Source organism: Psychrobacter sp. UBA6739 (assembly GCF_002453835.1).
Taxonomy (GTDB): domain Bacteria; phylum Pseudomonadota; class Gammaproteobacteria; order Pseudomonadales; family Moraxellaceae; genus Psychrobacter; species Psychrobacter immobilis_A.
In genome coordinates this window covers 81,354-96,572 of record NZ_DKHR01000018.1, presented here as the reverse complement: position 1 = coordinate 96,572, position 15,219 = coordinate 81,354, and the positions used below count along the sequence as shown (strand labels likewise).

Genomic DNA, 15,219 nt, shown 5'->3' with positions numbered 1-15,219 from the left:
CAGTCATTAAATCATGAATAATTATCAAATAAAGTCGTTGTCATGCAGGTTGTGAGTCAATGTAGTGTCATTATCGGTCAATAAACAGGCGCTTAGCCAAACTTATCAACGCTGAATTTATGAACACAAAGGTATTTAGTGTCACTATTTATTCTATGGTACTGAGTAAAGTCAGTACGATACTTTCATTTTACAATTTATGGGGACATATCTATAAATATCTACAAGTGATATTTCTAAACAGATACTGCGCCCTAAAATCCGATTAAACATACAATGTTGGCAGGGTATATCGCTAATACCTTTTCACTAAAAGTTCGTAAAAATGGTAATGCGCTATTTAGGACAACAACAATGATTATTGCTGCAGTCTCTGCTTAATTGTCGCTCAACATGCTAAACTATAGCAAATCTTTCTGTAAATACCTAACTAAAAATGACGAAGCCAAAAATGACTGACGACGCACCTACCCATGAAGCCCCTGCTATTTTTAATAGTAAAACACGCCCGCAAAGCGCTGATGATGAAATCAGCAACTTTGGTAAGGTAAATTATCTTGAAGTAACCCGCCATCAACACGATCAGCGCTTGGATAACTTTTTGTTGAACCGTTTAAAAGGTTTGCCAAAACCGCATATCTATAAAATGATTCGCTCAGATGAGATTCGGGTCAATAATAAACGCTGCAAAGCGCATGATAGAGTACAGCGTGAAGACGTGGTACGTATCGCGCCAGTGGTACTTGCTACCCGCGAAAAACCAATTATCAGTGCCGAGTTTGCTAAAAGCTTGTTAGCGCGCATAGTATATGAAGACGAAGGAATGCTAGTGCTGAATAAGCCTTCTGGCATCGCCGTTCACGGTGGTAGTGGTTTGGACTTTGGTGTTATCGAAGCCATGCGTGAAGTGACAGGTAAAAAATACCTAGAGCTGATACATCGCATTGATAAAGACACCTCAGGTCTATTGATGATTTCTAAAAAACGCTCAGCGTTAAAAGCGTTGCAACAGCATCTTGTCGATAAAACCATCCAGAAGCATTACTTATGTATCGCCAAAGGTCAGCCAGCATTAAATGAGCAACGCATTGATGCGTCATTGCTACGCTATACAGTTGCTAGTGGTGAACGCCGCGTCAAAGTAGATGCGCAAGATCCGCAATCTAAAGAAAGCCAGACCGATATCGTCGTTCATAGTCGTTTTATGATTGCTGATCAGCCAGTGAGTCTAATTGAAGCCAAACCACTGACCGGTCGCACTCATCAAATCCGTGTGCATTTGGCGCACATTGGTCACGCTATCTTGGGTGATGATAAATATAATGTGCATGATAAATCAGGCGTCCATCGCCTGTGTCTGCATGCGTGGCGTTTAGACATTCCAGGCTATGAAACTATTACTGCACCGCTACCAGATGACATGGCAGACTGGTTGCCAGAGCAAACCAAATTGCCTGAATAAGTCGCCAAATAAAATTTTTAAGCATTAACTTTAAACGTCACGAACGCTTATTTTTCTTAATAAGTCGCCGTGACGTTTTCGTATCTACCATTTATTATTGATATTCGTTAAGGTCTATTTATGAGCAATCAATCTGTCGCTAGTATCTCTAGCGCTTCCAAAGGAACTCAGTTATCAGCCAGCCATCGTTTAGCGGATAAGACGCTGATTATTTTTGATTGGGATGGGACGCTGATGGATTCCATTGGATTAATCGTTGAGTCAATGCATGTGGCAGGAGAGGCGCATGGGTTCCAGACCACCGATAAAGCTGTACAAGACATCATTGGGCTGAGCTTAATGAATGGCATTGAGATTTTGTATCCGCAAGCCAATGACACGCAAAAGCTTGCGATTCAGCAAAGCTATGCAGACCACTATATTGCCAACAGCCACAGTACACCGCTTTTTGCGCCGATAGAAGGGATGTTGCAGACCCTACAAGCCCAAGGTAAAAGTCTCGCGGTTGCAACTGGTAAAAAGCGAAAGGGCTTAGACCGCGTATTAGATGCTTCAGAGAGCCACCATTATTTTGTGATGACCCGCTGTGCCGATGAGGCAGGCTCAAAACCTGACCCGCAGATGTTGACCGATATTTTGGATTATACGCAGCAGCAAATCGCCGATGCTGTTTTCATCGGTGACAGTATCTACGATATCCAAATGGCAACGAGACTAGGCATGACCAGTATTGCGGTGAATTATGGTACAGCATCACCTGCAGAGCTCGCCGCACAGCAACCCACGTATCAGGTTGATACGCCACAAGCGTTGGCTGAGCTACTATGTGCTTAACTAAAAGCACTTAAATAAAAGTGCTTAAATAAAACACTTTTTGAATGCTAAAAAATGATAATAAAAAAAGGGTTTATCGATAATAGCGATAAACCCTTTTTACTTGGAGACGATGATATTTATTTGTTTTATTTTTGAGCACTATCCTTATTGAGTGCTATCCTTCTGAGCACTTTCCTTTTCAATAGCGCCTTTTTCGATGTTGTCTTTTTCAATCGCTTCTTCCAACTCAGCGCCTTCTAGTAACGCAAAAGAGGATTCAATAATTTTGTCTGCATCGAGCTGATACTCATACCAGTTGCCCATGACACCAGCCAGCTCATCAAGACCTTCTTTTCTCAGTGCTGAAAATAGCTGAATGCTACAGTTCAATCCCAGTTCTTTTAGTCTTTTACGAGTATTAAGTAACGCATTTTTAGATGCGCCATATTTCAATTTATCAGCTTTGGTTAGCAAGATATGTACTGGCAATTCGCCATCATTTGCCCAACGTAGCATTTGCTCATCAAAGAATTTCAATGGATGACGAATATCAGTCATGAGCACCAAACCTGCAAGGCTTGAGCGCGCCACCAAGTATTCTTCTAGCTCAACCTGCCATTCTTTTTTCATCTCAAGCGGTACCGCTGCGTAGCCATAACCTGGCAAATCCACCAAACGTCTATCAGCATCACCAATACTAAAAAAGTTAATCATCTGCGTACGACCAGGCGTTTTAGATGAGCGTGCCAGTTGGCGTTGGTTGGTTAAGGCATTAATAGCAGAGGATTTACCTGCGTTTGAGCGCCCTGCAAAGGCAACTTCTAAGCCCATATCGGGTGGGCAGAGACGAAAAGTAGGCGCTGACATCATAAACTCAGTTTGCTGAATTTTTTGACGAGATTTAGTGTTGAACAATGCATGTTCGGCGGCGACATCAGTAAACGGGGTACTCATAAATGGCTCATTAATCTTTAAGAAATTGGATACGGTTATAAAATTTTAATCAACTGGTTGTCGAGAAGACAGTGCATTAGACAAAAAATCGTTACGAAGTTATTCATCATAACTTTCAATGTTTATTGGTCATAAACACAGTCATTTCAAGTTATCGACTATTCTATACTATTACTTATCTTACTTATTGAAATAACTATGATTAGCATCACATAAATGACAGAATACCATTAAAATAAGCGCTCATTAGAGCAAGTTGCCGCTTTTGTTCATGCGTTACCAAAGCCAAACTATATTTATCTATATTTATACGACATACATTGTTACAATGTTTAATAAGTTATACTGAACGAACGACGTTTAATAGCAAGATTGATTAAACGAGAGAAGCATCAAAAGGAGGTGTTCTATGGTTTCAATCAATGCACTTTTTAGCCAGACCTACCGAGTGTTAGTAGGTAGCGGAGCGGTATTACTGCTCAGTAGTGCTATCATGACTAGCGCTAATGCTGCTGATATTGCAGCCACCTATGATAACTCATGTGCTGCCTGTCACGATAGTGGGGCGCTGAACGCCATCAAAAAAGGTGATAGTGCCAAATGGCAACAGCTTATCAAACAAAAAAGCATGCCGACACTTATCAATTCCGTCAAAAGTGGTATGACGCAGATGCCTGCTGGTGGTCTTTGTAACAGTTGTAGCGACGATGATTATCGTAAGTTGATTGAGTACATGAGTAAGTGAGATGCTGACCGATAAAGCAACACAATACGACACACTATAAAACAACTTAAAAAAGCGCTGGGTTTTTTAGCCTGTAAGCGCTTTTTGTTTTTTGTTGGCATACTTGTCTATGTGTTAGAAAAACTGATGGATGTGACGATTAAGTAGGCAAATGCTACAAAGTCTTGCTATAATAATCGAAAATAAACCCTGATGTTAGTAAGTACTTTCAGACTGCTTGTGGCCAAGACCTTAAAACATATACCTACCTAACCAATAGTAGGGTGGTTTATATGAGGTATCTTATCAGTGCAATCACTCTAAATAATGCTTACGCCGAGCTAGTAGGATTTGTATCAATGAAAAAGTTAATCGCTGCTGCCAGCTTATGCGTTGCAAGTTTCAGCGTACAAGCTGCTATTATTGTTCCTGAGTACGACGTCAATGCCGGTAAGCAAATTGCAGAAACGGTTTGTGCTGCTTGTCATGGTGTTGATGGTGTCAGTGTTGTCCCTGCGCAGCCTAACTTGGGTGGCCAAAACGTAAAGTATCTTTACAAACAGTTGGTCAACTTTAAAGCAGGTTATCGCAAGAACGGTATTATGCAATCACAAGTTGCAAACTTATCGCAGCAAGATTTAGCCAACGTGGCTGGTTATTATGCTAGCCAAGCGCCTTGGGGCGTTGGATTTGGTAATCCTGCGACCAACCAAGAAGCCACTAAGCTATTCTTAGGTGGTGATAAGTCACGCGGTGTCATCGGTTGTGCAGGCTGTCATGGTCCAGATGCTGCTGGTAATACTTGGGCGGCATTTCCACGCTTAGGTGGTCAGCATGCACAGTACATCGCAACTCAGCTAAAACTTTTCCGTGCGGCTGGCCGTGTTGATGATGTTGATAGTGATGAGCAAAAACGTGTCAATGATGCTGCGAAAGAAGGCGATATGGGCATGATGCAGACAGTCGCATCGAAACTATCGGATCGTGATATTCGTATCTTGTCAGACTATATCAGTGCTGTTCACTAATTGATTGGTATCAGCTACGAGTGCCTAATACACCTTGCCTCACTGAAATTAATAAGCACTTGACCAGATATCCGCCATTGTTTCATTATTAAACCCCGATTTCGGGGTTTTTTTATAACTGTTCATCCCTTATATTATAGAGACCTTATAGTCATTCCATTATAAAAGAGTCGCCGCATTAACCTCGCTTGAAGTATTGAATATACATTTGCTTCTGGTTACCTTGTGCTTCTTCTAAATTGAATCGACTATATAAAATAAAACTGCTTACAGAGGCCTATCATTGCTCTGTATCATGATAAATTATCGTTATTCACTTTATACCAAACCCACAGACTATGATTGGCGGTGTCAAACTTGTTTCGTCTACAATGCGTAGTACGGGCACTCGTTTTCCCAGCTATTCTCATTTTTGTGAAAGGTATTAGATCGTTTGGATTTAGATTATGATGATCCGTTATGCTTCTTATTTTGTCGCGGCACTGCTACCGCTACTGCTGTTTCGTTGGTTTGCACCAGCATCCATTGGTGAGATTGACTTTTGGTTACTCTGGCTATTGGCTATGGTATTGGTATCCTTGCCCGTCGTTTATGCGGAAATTGCCTTAGCCTATCGTAGTGTCGATGCGCCATTAGCAGGGATGCAAAAGCTTACTCGCGAAGCAGATGCCAGCCCAATATGGCGTAGTTTTGGGTGGCTCGCCGCGCTGGTCTCTATTCTGATTGCGGCGTTAGTGATCTCAGGCGCGAGCACAGGTATTTTGGCGGCATTGACGGAGCTTAATAACGCTCCTGCTATACCAGATTTTGCGATCGCTGCTGGCCTGATGGTCATTGCTGTGTTACTCAGTTTATTGGGCGTTGCACCGTTACCGATTGGCCTGGGATTAATGGTGATAGGTTTGTTGCTGGGCGTGGCAAATGGCCTACCCAATATTGACTTTGCGATGACTGATATCAGCTTAAATGAATGGGCGCGTGCAGTCGCATTAGCGTTGGTTAGTGTGGGTGCAGGCACAGGCTTATACTGGTTTGGTCAAAACTTGGTAACCAACCAAGTGGCAACAGCGGTAGACACGGACAATATCAATGCGCAAAAACCTGCTCGCAGCCGTGCGACGAGTGAGTATCGGGCAACCAAATTGGTACTCCCGATTTGGATATTACAATTGATCGTTGGGGTTGTGGCGTTATCTATTAGTGGCATGGCATTGCCACCGATTGGACAGCTATCGTATTGGATAGGGGTGTTATTTGTCGCCAGCTATTTGCTGCATTATAGTACCCAGCAATTAGCGCACAAGTTTGGACTACTGGTCAGTTTGGTATTAACTTTTGTCTTGGCGCTTTTGTTAGTCGTTATCATACCAACTGTTTGGCTGGTCGGACTTTTAGTGATTATTAGCAGCATAGCGGTATTATTGCTGTCTATCTTTGCGGGTTGGCAGATGAAAATTAGTCATCTGCGTAAGTCATTAAATTTTGGCAATGAAGCGTTTTATAACTTATGGCGAATAGCGATTCGTTTGATTGTGCCACTAGCACTGTTATTGGCATTGATAGGTTGGGTGATGCAGTGGTTGAGTTAACTGCTAATGGCGTTCAATCTGATAATAATTGTGCGCCGTCATCTGAGCAGACCATGCTAATGACTGTTTATTTGGCATACGCTGAAGATGCAAAATGTCAGCATTATTTAACCCTACAAGTTAATGATGAAACAAGTTTGTATGAGGCATTGAGGCAGGCAGGGTGGTTGGTGAAATTTCCAGCGTTAGCACGTTGGTGTGAGCAATTGGCAGATATTACCACGCCAACGGCGAAGCGTTGGCATGTGGGTATCTATGCACAAAAACAGCCGCTCAGCTATCGCTTGCAGCCTTTTGATCGTATCGAAGTATATCGCAGCTTAAGCGCTGATCCCATGTCTCAGCGCAAAAATAAATCTCGAGTTTAAGCGATGTTGCGCCATCTATCATCAAAGCCGGTTGCCGTTCTTGATTATGAGGCAGGTAGGCTTTCGATACCTTCAATACGATTGACCAAACCATTATTATCAAAGTAGATAATTAAGTGCTGACTGGCATTTTTGACATCAGCAATACCCTTGCGGCTACCTTCTGTCCCTGCTTTGTAATCGTAAATATAATCCCAACGCTTAGGTTCTAAGGTGTCTCTAATAGCTGGGCTACCAAGGATATAAAGGACTTGGTTTTGATTCATACCCACTTGCAGTTTTTGCGCTTGTGCTTGAGTGATGGCAGTGCCTTGTGGCAAATCAATCTTATAAACACTCAATAATGAGCAGCCAGACATAGCGACAGTAGCGCTAAGCATACTGGTTATGACAATCTTGCGTAATACGCTTGCAGGGCTTAACGGACGAAAAGTTAATGTCTTTATCATGGTAAGATGACTCATAAGAAATGAATTAGGCGCAGCCAGAGGTTGTTAATGCGAGTCTGGCCGACAATCTTGGACAAATGATACGTCATTTACTTGCAATTTCCTACCACTTACGACATTATTTACCAAATGCTACCTGAGTCATTTTATTATTTATATTTTAAATTCATAGACTTGCGTTAGGATTATTATAGAAAATAACAGGCTTGGACATGAGGTCAAATCAGCCAGTCTGCTGTTATTAAAATGTTTCATATACTATAAAAAATAATCGTTAACGATTATTTATCTCATATTTTTGGTTCTTTATTTGCTAAGACTGTCACAGTCAGAAGGGATATTATGGCTTCTTTTACCAATCAAGATTTACGTAAAGCGGGATTAAAAGTCACGTTACCTCGCATCAAGATTTTAGAGCTACTGGAGAGTGCAGAGTTGCATCATATGAGTGCTGAGGAGGTTTATAAGGCACTGATAGAGCAAGGTGAGGATGTGGGTTTAGCGACTGTCTACCGAGTGCTGACGCAATTTGAACAGGCTGGTATCGTCGAGCGTCATAACTTCGAAAATAATTTATCGGTGTTTGAAATTACCCAAGAAGGCCATCATGACCATTTGGTTTGTGACGTTTGTGGCAAGATTATAGAGTTTCATAACGAAGTCATCGAAGAAGAGCAACTTAAAGTCGCAGAAAAGCACGGATTTAAATTATCAGGTCATTCATTGGTGCTATACGGTATTTGTAATGACCAAGAGTGTCAGGATAGCATCAAGTAATTTTTTTAATTGGTGAGCATGATCTACCTTTGATATCGTTTTTAGTGCGTTATCGCCATATATAAAATAGGAAAAGCCCTCATAATAATATGAAGGCTTTCTTATAAGTTTTTATGGCAAAAACGAATAATAACGCTCAAAAGCCATGCTTAACTGATATCTAATGATAAGTTATCCGCACCTTCATCCAGATTGGCTGTGCCATTTTTACTGCTGAGTTTGATTTTTAGGCGCAAATCATTAGGAGAGTCAGCATGAAGAATGGCTTCTTTATAGGTGATTTCTCCTTGCTCATATAAGTCAAAAAGAGCCTGATCAAAGGTTTGCATGCCGCTATCCCGAGATCGTGTCATGACATCTTTGATTTCATGAACCTCGCCTTTACGGATATAGTCACTAATCAGCTGTGAATTTAACAAAATTTCGATAGCCGCACGGCGTCCTTTACCATCAGGAGTGGGAATGAGCTGCTGCGCAATAATGGCTTGCAAGTTGAGCGACAAATCCATAAATAACTGATTGTGGCGACTGGTTTCAAAAAAGTGAATGATACGGTCAATCGCTTGGTTGGCGTTGTTGGCGTGTAAGGTTGCAAACACTAAATGCCCTGTCTCAGCGTACTGAATCGCGTAACTCATGACTTCACGGTTACGAATTTCACCAATCAAAATAACATCAGGTGCTTGGCGTAACGTGTTTTTTAGCCCTGCCTCAAATGAATGGGTATCGATACCAACTTCACGCTGGGTAATAATACAACCACGATGTTTGTGGACAAACTCGATAGGATCTTCGATGGTAATGATGTGACCATGCGAGTTTTGATTACGGTGTCCGATCATAGAAGCAAGGGTCGTTGATTTACCTGTACCTGTTGCACCCACAAGCAGAATGATACCGCGTTTTTTCATTGCCAACTCTTTTAACGCGGGCGGCAAACGTAGCTCTTCGACAGTCGGAATTTTATTCTCAATTTTCCGTAAAATCATCCCTGCCATATCACGCTGTATAAAGGCACTGACCCGAAAACGTGCTTGCTGTGCTTCATCAGCAATGGCAAATTGGCACTCGTTGGTCTCTTCAAACTCTTTTTGCTGGTTGGGTGTCATGACGCCTTTGACCAATCGCATGGTTTGCTCAGCAGTTAAAGGCGTTTTACCGACAGGCAGAATTTTGCCATTCACTTTCATGGAAGGCGCTACATCAGCGGTAATAAAAAGGTCCGAGCCATTTTTATTGATCATTAACTGCAATAGTTTATCAATGTCCATATCGTACCTGCATTCGATGTAAATCGATTAAAAAAGTATTTAAAATCATGTTTTAAAAATCGCCAGTAGCAATAAAAGTAAGGCATATCATGGCTTATGAATGCTTGTATTATTGACTCACATATCAATCGTCAATCATTATAAGCCAGTAACGCACGATTAATAATATTACAAGAATGCCTCAGGCTGTTTGGCATAAGGACGGGCTACGTCTTTACTAATGGTGCCTTTCGCTACTAGATTTTTGAGCGTTTGATCCAGTGTAATCATACCTTCACCTGCGCCTGTTTGGATAGCAGAGTACATTTGAGCGATTTTATTTTCACGTATCAAGTTACGGATAGCGGGTGTGCCGAGCATGATTTCATGTGCGGCTACACGTCCGCCTGCTTGACGACGCAAAAGCGTTTGTGAGATAACGGCTTGTAGTGACTCTGATAGCATCGCCCGAATCATGTCTTTTTCTGCGGCGGGGAATACATCAATGACACGGTCAATGGTCTTGGCGGCTGAGCTGGTGTGTAGAGTGCCGAATACTAAGTGACCAGTCTCTGCTGCTGTCAATGCCAAGCGAATGGTCTCAAGGTCACGTAGCTCACCGACCAAAATCACATCGGGATCCTCACGTAGGGCCGAGCGCAATGCAGGCTCGAAACCTAAGGTATCGCGGTGCACCTCACGCTGATTAATCAAGCTCTTTTTGGAATCGTGGACAAATTCGATCGGATCTTCAATGGTCAAGATATGCTCTTTACGGCTCTCGTTGATATAGTCAATCATGGCCGCCAACGTTGTGGACTTACCAGAACCTGTCGGACCCGTGACCAAAACCACACCACGTTTAAAGTCTGACACGCGCTTGAATACATCACCCATCCCTAAGTCTTCCATCGTTAAGACTTTGGACGGAATGGTACGAAAGACAGCGCCCGCCCCACGGTTTTGATTAAAGGCATTTACTCGAAAACGTGCTAGATTAGGAATCTCAAAAGAGAAATCCGTCTCATAAAATTCTTCAAAGTCAGCGCGCTGCTTATCGTTCATGATGTCATAAATAAGCTGATGCACAACCTGATGAGTCATCTCTGGCATATTAATACGGGTCATTTCACCATCAACACGTATCATTGCTGGCATACCGGCTGAAATATGTAAATCTGATGCTTTATGCTTAACCGTAAAGCGCAGCAAGTCTTCGATGCTTAAATTGTTTTTTTCAGCCATAATCGGATATTCCTATCAATCAATAAGGGTAGGACAAAGGAGCAAAAAAGGGGAGTGATTATCAATCGATAAACGATCTGATTAAAGTCGGTCACGTTAATAAAGGAGTAGCGATGGTCTTTACCATTACTATTATATTCAGTAGCATATGTTAAACCATGTAACAATATAATAACAAGACTACCGACAATTAACCATCTACTACAACAATAAAATGTAAAATTAGTCATTATGAGTGCCGATTTATTTATAGATTGATGCTTATTGAGTTTTTCTATATTAGAAGACATTTATAAAAAGTTTAACCATAGCTAATAAAAGTTAATTATATAAGTCATTAAAAATATAAGTCATTAAAAGTGACTGATTAAAAAATGGATTAAATTATTCTCGTGAGTAATATATGAAAGAAATAGAAAATAACATTGATAGCCAAAATCTTATTGCGAGCTGGCAGCAAGTGAGCAAGCAAATGACTCAAGCGTGTGAGCATGCGGCACGACAAGCAGATAGTGTGACGTTGCTGGCAGTTTCTAAGACCAAACCAGCTGATATGATTGCTACTTTGGCTCAGCAAGGACAGCAGCACTTTGGTGAAAATTATTTGCAAGAAGCCATCGAAAAAATCGATACGCTAAAACGACAGCCAGAAACTAAAGGCATTGTTTGGCATTATATTGGTAGTATCCAGCGCAATAAGACCCGCGATATTGCTGAGCATTTCGATTGGGTACAAACGCTTGAGCGTGACATTATTGCTCAGCGTCTAAACGACCAGCGCCCAGCTGAGCTACCCCCACTGAATGTATTGATTCAGTTGAATATCGATAACGAAAAAAGCAAATCAGGCTGCCTGCCAGCACAGCTACCTGATTTGATAACTGCTATCAAGGGGTATGACAGGTTACAGCTGCGTGGTTTGATGATTATTCCTGCTAAGGGAGGTACGGATGCTTTTACCCGTACCAAGCAGTTATTTGATGAGATTAAAGAGACTCATGCAGAGCTAGATGCTTGGGATACACTGAGCATGGGCATGAGCGGTGATATGACAGAGGCGATAGCCAGTGGTTCGACAATGGTGCGCGTTGGTAGCGCCATATTTGGCGCACGAGCTTAAATTTTTATTTATCAGACAGTCTCATCCATTCTGGTCACCAGCATCTGAGTGATTTTGAGATTGTCCGTTGCGATAATTTCAAATCGATAATTGGCATATTCGATAGTATCGGTTTTCTTTGGAATCTTGCGTAGCATGTACATCATAAAGCCACTAATAGTTTCATAGTTCTGACTGCGTGGCAGATTAACGATATCTAAAGCGCGTACGACGTCTTCGATAGGAGTCATGCCATCGATTAGCCACGAGTTGTCAGTACGTTGAACAATGGGCTGCTCCTCCAAGGTGACAAGCTCCCCCATGACGATACTCATCACATCTTTAAGAGTAATGACACCCACTACCAATCCATACTCATTCACGATGACGGCAAAGTCAGCGCCTGTAGATTTAAACATCTCTAACACTTCAAACAAGGACAAAGTGTCAGGAACGAAGAGTGCAGGTTTTAGTAGGGCTTTGTCAGTTAAGCTGACCTCTTGCTGGTTAAGAACCAATGCCAAAAAGCTGCGCGACTCTACATAACCAATAATGTGCTCTAGATCATCTTCCTGACAGACCAAAAACTTGTTATGTGGTTGTTCAATCATCACTTCAACGACTTTTTCAGTGCTCGTTTTGGTATCAAAATAAACAATATTCTCACGTGGATTCATCACCGACGTTACGGTGCGCTCTTGCATATCAAAGATATTTTCTATCAGATGATGTTCTTGTTTTTTGAGCACACCAGCTTCAGCACCAGCATCCATGACAGCATAAATATCTTCTGGCGTCATATCGTCTTGTCGTATGGTTGAAATACCCAGTAATTCAAAAATGACATTTGCTGCACCATCAAATATCCAAATCACGGGTTTGAATATAAAAATCAATAGCATCATTGGTCGTACGAGACGTACAGCGATAGCTTCAGTGTTCGACATCGCCAATCGTCTGGGCATTAAATCAGCGAGCAGAGAAAACAAGCTGGTGATCAGCACAAATGATATGACGGATGACACTGCTTCATTCTTCACCAAAAGCTCTAGATAAGGGCTAATAGCTGACTCACCTACCGCACCAGCCGAGATAGCGACGGCATTCAAAACCACTTGTACGACAGTAATAAAACTGCCAGGGTGCTCTTGCATTTTAAGGACGTCAAATGCGCGGACATCCCCTTCTTTTGCCATGATTTGTAGCTTAATTTTGCGACCAGCAGCGATGGCAATTTCGGCAGCAGATACAAAGGCACTTAGGGCAAGCAATAAAAGAAGAAAGATACTAGCGGTTAGCAAACTCATGACATACTCGGTAAAAAATATAGGGATTAAAATAATTGAAATTAAAGAATGAATGGGTTAGAAGTACAAAAAAGAAAGTGTTGTTTATAACAGCTTGGCATTAAAAATCGGTTTATAGAAACTAAAAAAGCTGGGTAAGCACCCAGCTAATTATAATAAACTTGATTTTTTATAAAAGTATTGAATTAGCCATGTTGCTCGCGTTCTACATAATAAAAGTAGGGCAAGCAACAATGGCTAATCTAATTTAGCCTTTTACTGACCATTTATTCACTAATGGATAACGGCGTTCACGTCCAAAGGCTTTATGGCTAATTTTGGTACCGATTGGCGCTTGTAAACGCTTATATTCGCTATTGTCTACCATCTGGATGATTTTTGCGACCAGTTCAGCGTCAAACCCTTTATTAATGATGTCTTGATAGCCCATGTCTTCATCGATGTATGACATTAAGATGCCATCTAATACATCATAGTCAGGCAAGCTGTCTTGGTCTTTTTGGTCTGGGCGTAACTCAGCAGATGGCGGGCGAGTGATGACACGCTCAGGGATGACTGGGGTGTCTTCCAAGCGGTTGCGATAGCTGGCCAATTTATAAACCTGCGACTTATAAACGTCTTTTAACACATCAAAGCCGCCTGCCATATCACCATATAATGTCGAATAGCCGACTGCTAACTCAGACTTATTACCAGTGGTGATGACTAAGTGCCCAAACTTATTGGACAGCGCCATCAGTACCACACCGCGCGCACGCGCTTGGATATTTTCTTCAGTGGTGTCTGCTGGCGATTTGTTAAATAGTGGGGCTAAGGTATGACGGATGCCTTCAACCGCATCAAAAATAGGACAAACCGTATAAGAAACATTTAAGCGGCGAGCCTGTGCTTGAGCATCTTCTAGACTAATTTGAGAAGTATATTCATAAGGCATCATCACCGCATATACCTTGTCAGCACCCAAAGCATCAACAGCGATACATAGCGTTAAGGCAGAATCAATACCACCTGATAGACCGAGGATAATGCCAGTGAATCCTGAATGGTTAACATAATCACGCAGGCCAACGACCAGTGCTTGATACATCTCTGACTCACGGCTCAGTGTTAATGGCGCTTTAGTTTGACTATTAAACTTAGCAGTTTTGACGTCTAAAGTGGCAAGAAGTAACTGATTCATAAAACGTGGTGCTTCATGCGCAACGCTACCATCAGCTTGCACTGCCATAGAACCACCGTCAAATACCAAGTCGTCTTGACCACCAACGGCATTGACATAGACGATAGGCAAATTATTTTCACGGCTACGCTTAGCCAGCATCGTTTTACGATTGTCTTGTTTTTCGATCTCAAAAGGTGAGGCGTTCAAGCTAATAATTAGATCGGCACCTTGCTTTTTAAGCTCGGCAATAGGGCCTTTTTCCCACAAGTCTTCACAGATGAGCAGACCGATTGTGATGCCTTTATAGTCAAATAAAACTTGGTTACGACCTTTATCAAAATAACGACGCTCATCAAATACGCCATAATTTGGCAAGATTTGCTTATGATAAAAGCCTTTTTGATGACCATTATGCAAGATAGCAGCAGAGTTGAAAGTACCATGATGGTCGACATGTGGATAACCGACAATCATCACGATGTCATCGATATCACTTAAAGTAGACAAGGCGCTTTTGATGCGACCAGATAAGCTTGGGCGTAGTAATAAATCTTGCGGTGGGTAACCTAATAAAGCAAGTTCTGGGAAAATAATGACATCCGCACCTTGCTCGCGAGCTTGCAATGCGAGTGCACGCATTTTTTCCGCATTGGCAGTAATATCACCAACCAAGAAATGCGACTGAGCCAATGCAAAAGTAACGGTTTCTTGGGTTTTATTGGTCTTACTGACCTCAGTTGAGGGAGTTATATTGGGATTATCATTGTCTTTTGACATTGTTATTGTTCCTATCGATATATGGTTTAAAATTTGTTGGGTCGTTGTTGATTTAAAATAAAATCAAAGTAAGTCCGAAATTCACTCAAAATAGCACTCTGTCATATCGAATTCTAATAGTGAACCGAGATGATGAGCTTGCTTACGCACAGTATCCAACGTTGTAACGCCCCTCTACAGGTTTGATCTTATGATAGTCTATAGAAGGACGA

General features: G+C 41.8%; 14 protein-coding genes. 8 read left to right on the top strand and 6 right to left on the bottom strand.

Features of this window, described 5'->3' with window-relative positions; genetic code table 11:
- The first annotated feature begins 451 nt into the window (after positions 1–451).
- The gene (locus B2575_RS04495; protein ID WP_296240346.1) at positions 452–1,462 is read left to right on the top strand and encodes an RluA family pseudouridine synthase; all 1,011 of its coding nucleotides are present in this window, start codon (positions 452–454) and stop codon (positions 1,460–1,462) included.
- A 120-nt stretch (positions 1,463–1,582) separates the two neighbouring features.
- On the top strand, positions 1,583–2,296 hold the full coding sequence (locus B2575_RS04490) for an HAD family hydrolase (protein WP_296240344.1): 714 nt from the start codon (positions 1,583–1,585) through the stop codon (positions 2,294–2,296).
- Positions 2,297–2,443: 147 nt separating this feature from the next.
- On the opposite strand, the gene yihA is transcribed toward B2575_RS04490, so the two are convergent.
- Positions 2,444–3,232 (bottom strand): ribosome biogenesis GTP-binding protein YihA/YsxC, encoded by a 789-nt coding sequence (gene yihA, locus B2575_RS04485; RefSeq protein ID WP_250163633.1) that lies wholly within the window; start codon positions 3,230–3,232, stop codon positions 2,444–2,446.
- Between the two features lie 409 nt (positions 3,233–3,641).
- Here yihA and B2575_RS04480 point away from each other — a divergent pair, with 409 nt between their 5' ends.
- From B2575_RS04480 to B2575_RS04465, 4 genes are all read left to right on the top strand, one after another.
- Positions 3,642–3,977 (top strand): c-type cytochrome, encoded by a 336-nt coding sequence (locus tag B2575_RS04480; protein WP_109592356.1) that lies wholly within the window; start codon positions 3,642–3,644, stop codon positions 3,975–3,977.
- Positions 3,978–4,315: 338 nt separating this feature from the next.
- Positions 4,316–4,984: a c-type cytochrome gene (locus tag B2575_RS04475; protein ID WP_045443487.1), complete on the top strand. Its 669-nt coding sequence runs from the start codon at positions 4,316–4,318 to the stop codon at positions 4,982–4,984.
- Between the two features lie 446 nt (positions 4,985–5,430).
- Positions 5,431–6,573, top strand: a complete 1,143-nt coding sequence (locus B2575_RS04470) for a hypothetical protein (RefSeq protein ID WP_296240342.1) — start codon at positions 5,431–5,433, stop codon at positions 6,571–6,573.
- A complete protein-coding gene (locus B2575_RS04465) occupies positions 6,561–6,941 on the top strand; it encodes an RnfH family protein (RefSeq protein ID WP_296240341.1) in 381 nt (126 codons plus the stop codon). Before B2575_RS04470 ends, B2575_RS04465 begins: the two co-directional genes overlap by 13 nt.
- 44 nt (positions 6,942–6,985) lie before the next feature.
- Here the strand turns inward: B2575_RS04465 and B2575_RS04460 are convergent, their stop codons facing one another.
- Positions 6,986–7,405, bottom strand: coding sequence for an outer membrane protein assembly factor BamE (locus B2575_RS04460; RefSeq protein WP_045455336.1), 420 nt, complete (start codon positions 7,403–7,405; stop codon positions 6,986–6,988).
- 327 nt (positions 7,406–7,732) lie between these two features.
- On the opposite strand from B2575_RS04460, the gene fur reads away from it, so the two are divergent.
- On the top strand, positions 7,733–8,167 hold the full coding sequence (gene fur, locus B2575_RS04455) for a ferric iron uptake transcriptional regulator (RefSeq protein ID WP_055123484.1): 435 nt from the start codon (positions 7,733–7,735) through the stop codon (positions 8,165–8,167).
- 149 nt (positions 8,168–8,316) lie between these two features.
- Here the strand turns inward: fur and B2575_RS04450 are convergent, their stop codons facing one another.
- A complete protein-coding gene (locus B2575_RS04450) occupies positions 8,317–9,438 on the bottom strand; it encodes a PilT/PilU family type 4a pilus ATPase (protein WP_055123483.1) in 1,122 nt (373 codons plus the stop codon).
- A gap of 168 nt (positions 9,439–9,606) precedes the next feature.
- A complete protein-coding gene (locus B2575_RS04445) occupies positions 9,607–10,662 on the bottom strand; it encodes a type IV pilus twitching motility protein PilT (protein WP_045443495.1) in 1,056 nt (351 codons plus the stop codon).
- Positions 10,663–11,065: 403 nt separating this feature from the next.
- Here B2575_RS04445 and B2575_RS04440 point away from each other — a divergent pair, with 403 nt between their 5' ends.
- Positions 11,066–11,782: a YggS family pyridoxal phosphate-dependent enzyme gene (locus B2575_RS04440; protein WP_296240338.1), complete on the top strand. Its 717-nt coding sequence runs from the start codon at positions 11,066–11,068 to the stop codon at positions 11,780–11,782.
- Positions 11,783–11,793: 11 nt separating this feature from the next.
- Here the strand turns inward: B2575_RS04440 and B2575_RS04435 are convergent, their stop codons facing one another.
- Positions 11,794–13,068, bottom strand: a complete 1,275-nt coding sequence (locus tag B2575_RS04435; protein ID WP_201604851.1) for a hemolysin family protein — start codon at positions 13,066–13,068, stop codon at positions 11,794–11,796.
- A 247-nt stretch (positions 13,069–13,315) separates the two neighbouring features.
- The gene (locus B2575_RS04430; RefSeq protein ID WP_296240334.1) at positions 13,316–15,007 is read right to left on the bottom strand and encodes an NAD+ synthase; all 1,692 of its coding nucleotides are present in this window, start codon (positions 15,005–15,007) and stop codon (positions 13,316–13,318) included.
- Between the last annotated feature and the right edge of the window lie 212 nt (positions 15,008–15,219).

Coding starts and splice junctions, on each gene's coding strand:
- B2575_RS04440 (WP_296240338.1), top strand. CDS start 11,066: ATGAAAGAAATAGAAAATAACATTGATAGCCAAAATCTTATTGCGAGC.
- B2575_RS04450 (WP_055123483.1), bottom strand. CDS start 9,438: ATGGACATTGATAAACTATTGCAGTTAATGATCAATAAAAATGGCTCG.
- B2575_RS04460 (WP_045455336.1), bottom strand. CDS start 7,405: ATGAGTCATCTTACCATGATAAAGACATTAACTTTTCGTCCGTTAAGC.
- B2575_RS04470 (WP_296240342.1), top strand. CDS start 5,431: ATGATGATCCGTTATGCTTCTTATTTTGTCGCGGCACTGCTACCGCTA.
- B2575_RS04430 (WP_296240334.1), bottom strand. CDS start 15,007: ATGTCAAAAGACAATGATAATCCCAATATAACTCCCTCAACTGAGGTC.
- B2575_RS04480 (WP_109592356.1), top strand. CDS start 3,642: ATGGTTTCAATCAATGCACTTTTTAGCCAGACCTACCGAGTGTTAGTA.
- B2575_RS04435 (WP_201604851.1), bottom strand. CDS start 13,068: ATGAGTTTGCTAACCGCTAGTATCTTTCTTCTTTTATTGCTTGCCCTA.
- fur (WP_055123484.1), top strand. CDS start 7,733: ATGGCTTCTTTTACCAATCAAGATTTACGTAAAGCGGGATTAAAAGTC.
- B2575_RS04445 (WP_045443495.1), bottom strand. CDS start 10,662: ATGGCTGAAAAAAACAATTTAAGCATCGAAGACTTGCTGCGCTTTACG.
- B2575_RS04475 (WP_045443487.1), top strand. CDS start 4,316: ATGAAAAAGTTAATCGCTGCTGCCAGCTTATGCGTTGCAAGTTTCAGC.
- B2575_RS04490 (WP_296240344.1), top strand. CDS start 1,583: ATGAGCAATCAATCTGTCGCTAGTATCTCTAGCGCTTCCAAAGGAACT.
- yihA (WP_250163633.1), bottom strand. CDS start 3,232: ATGAGTACCCCGTTTACTGATGTCGCCGCCGAACATGCATTGTTCAAC.
- B2575_RS04495 (WP_296240346.1), top strand. CDS start 452: ATGACTGACGACGCACCTACCCATGAAGCCCCTGCTATTTTTAATAGT.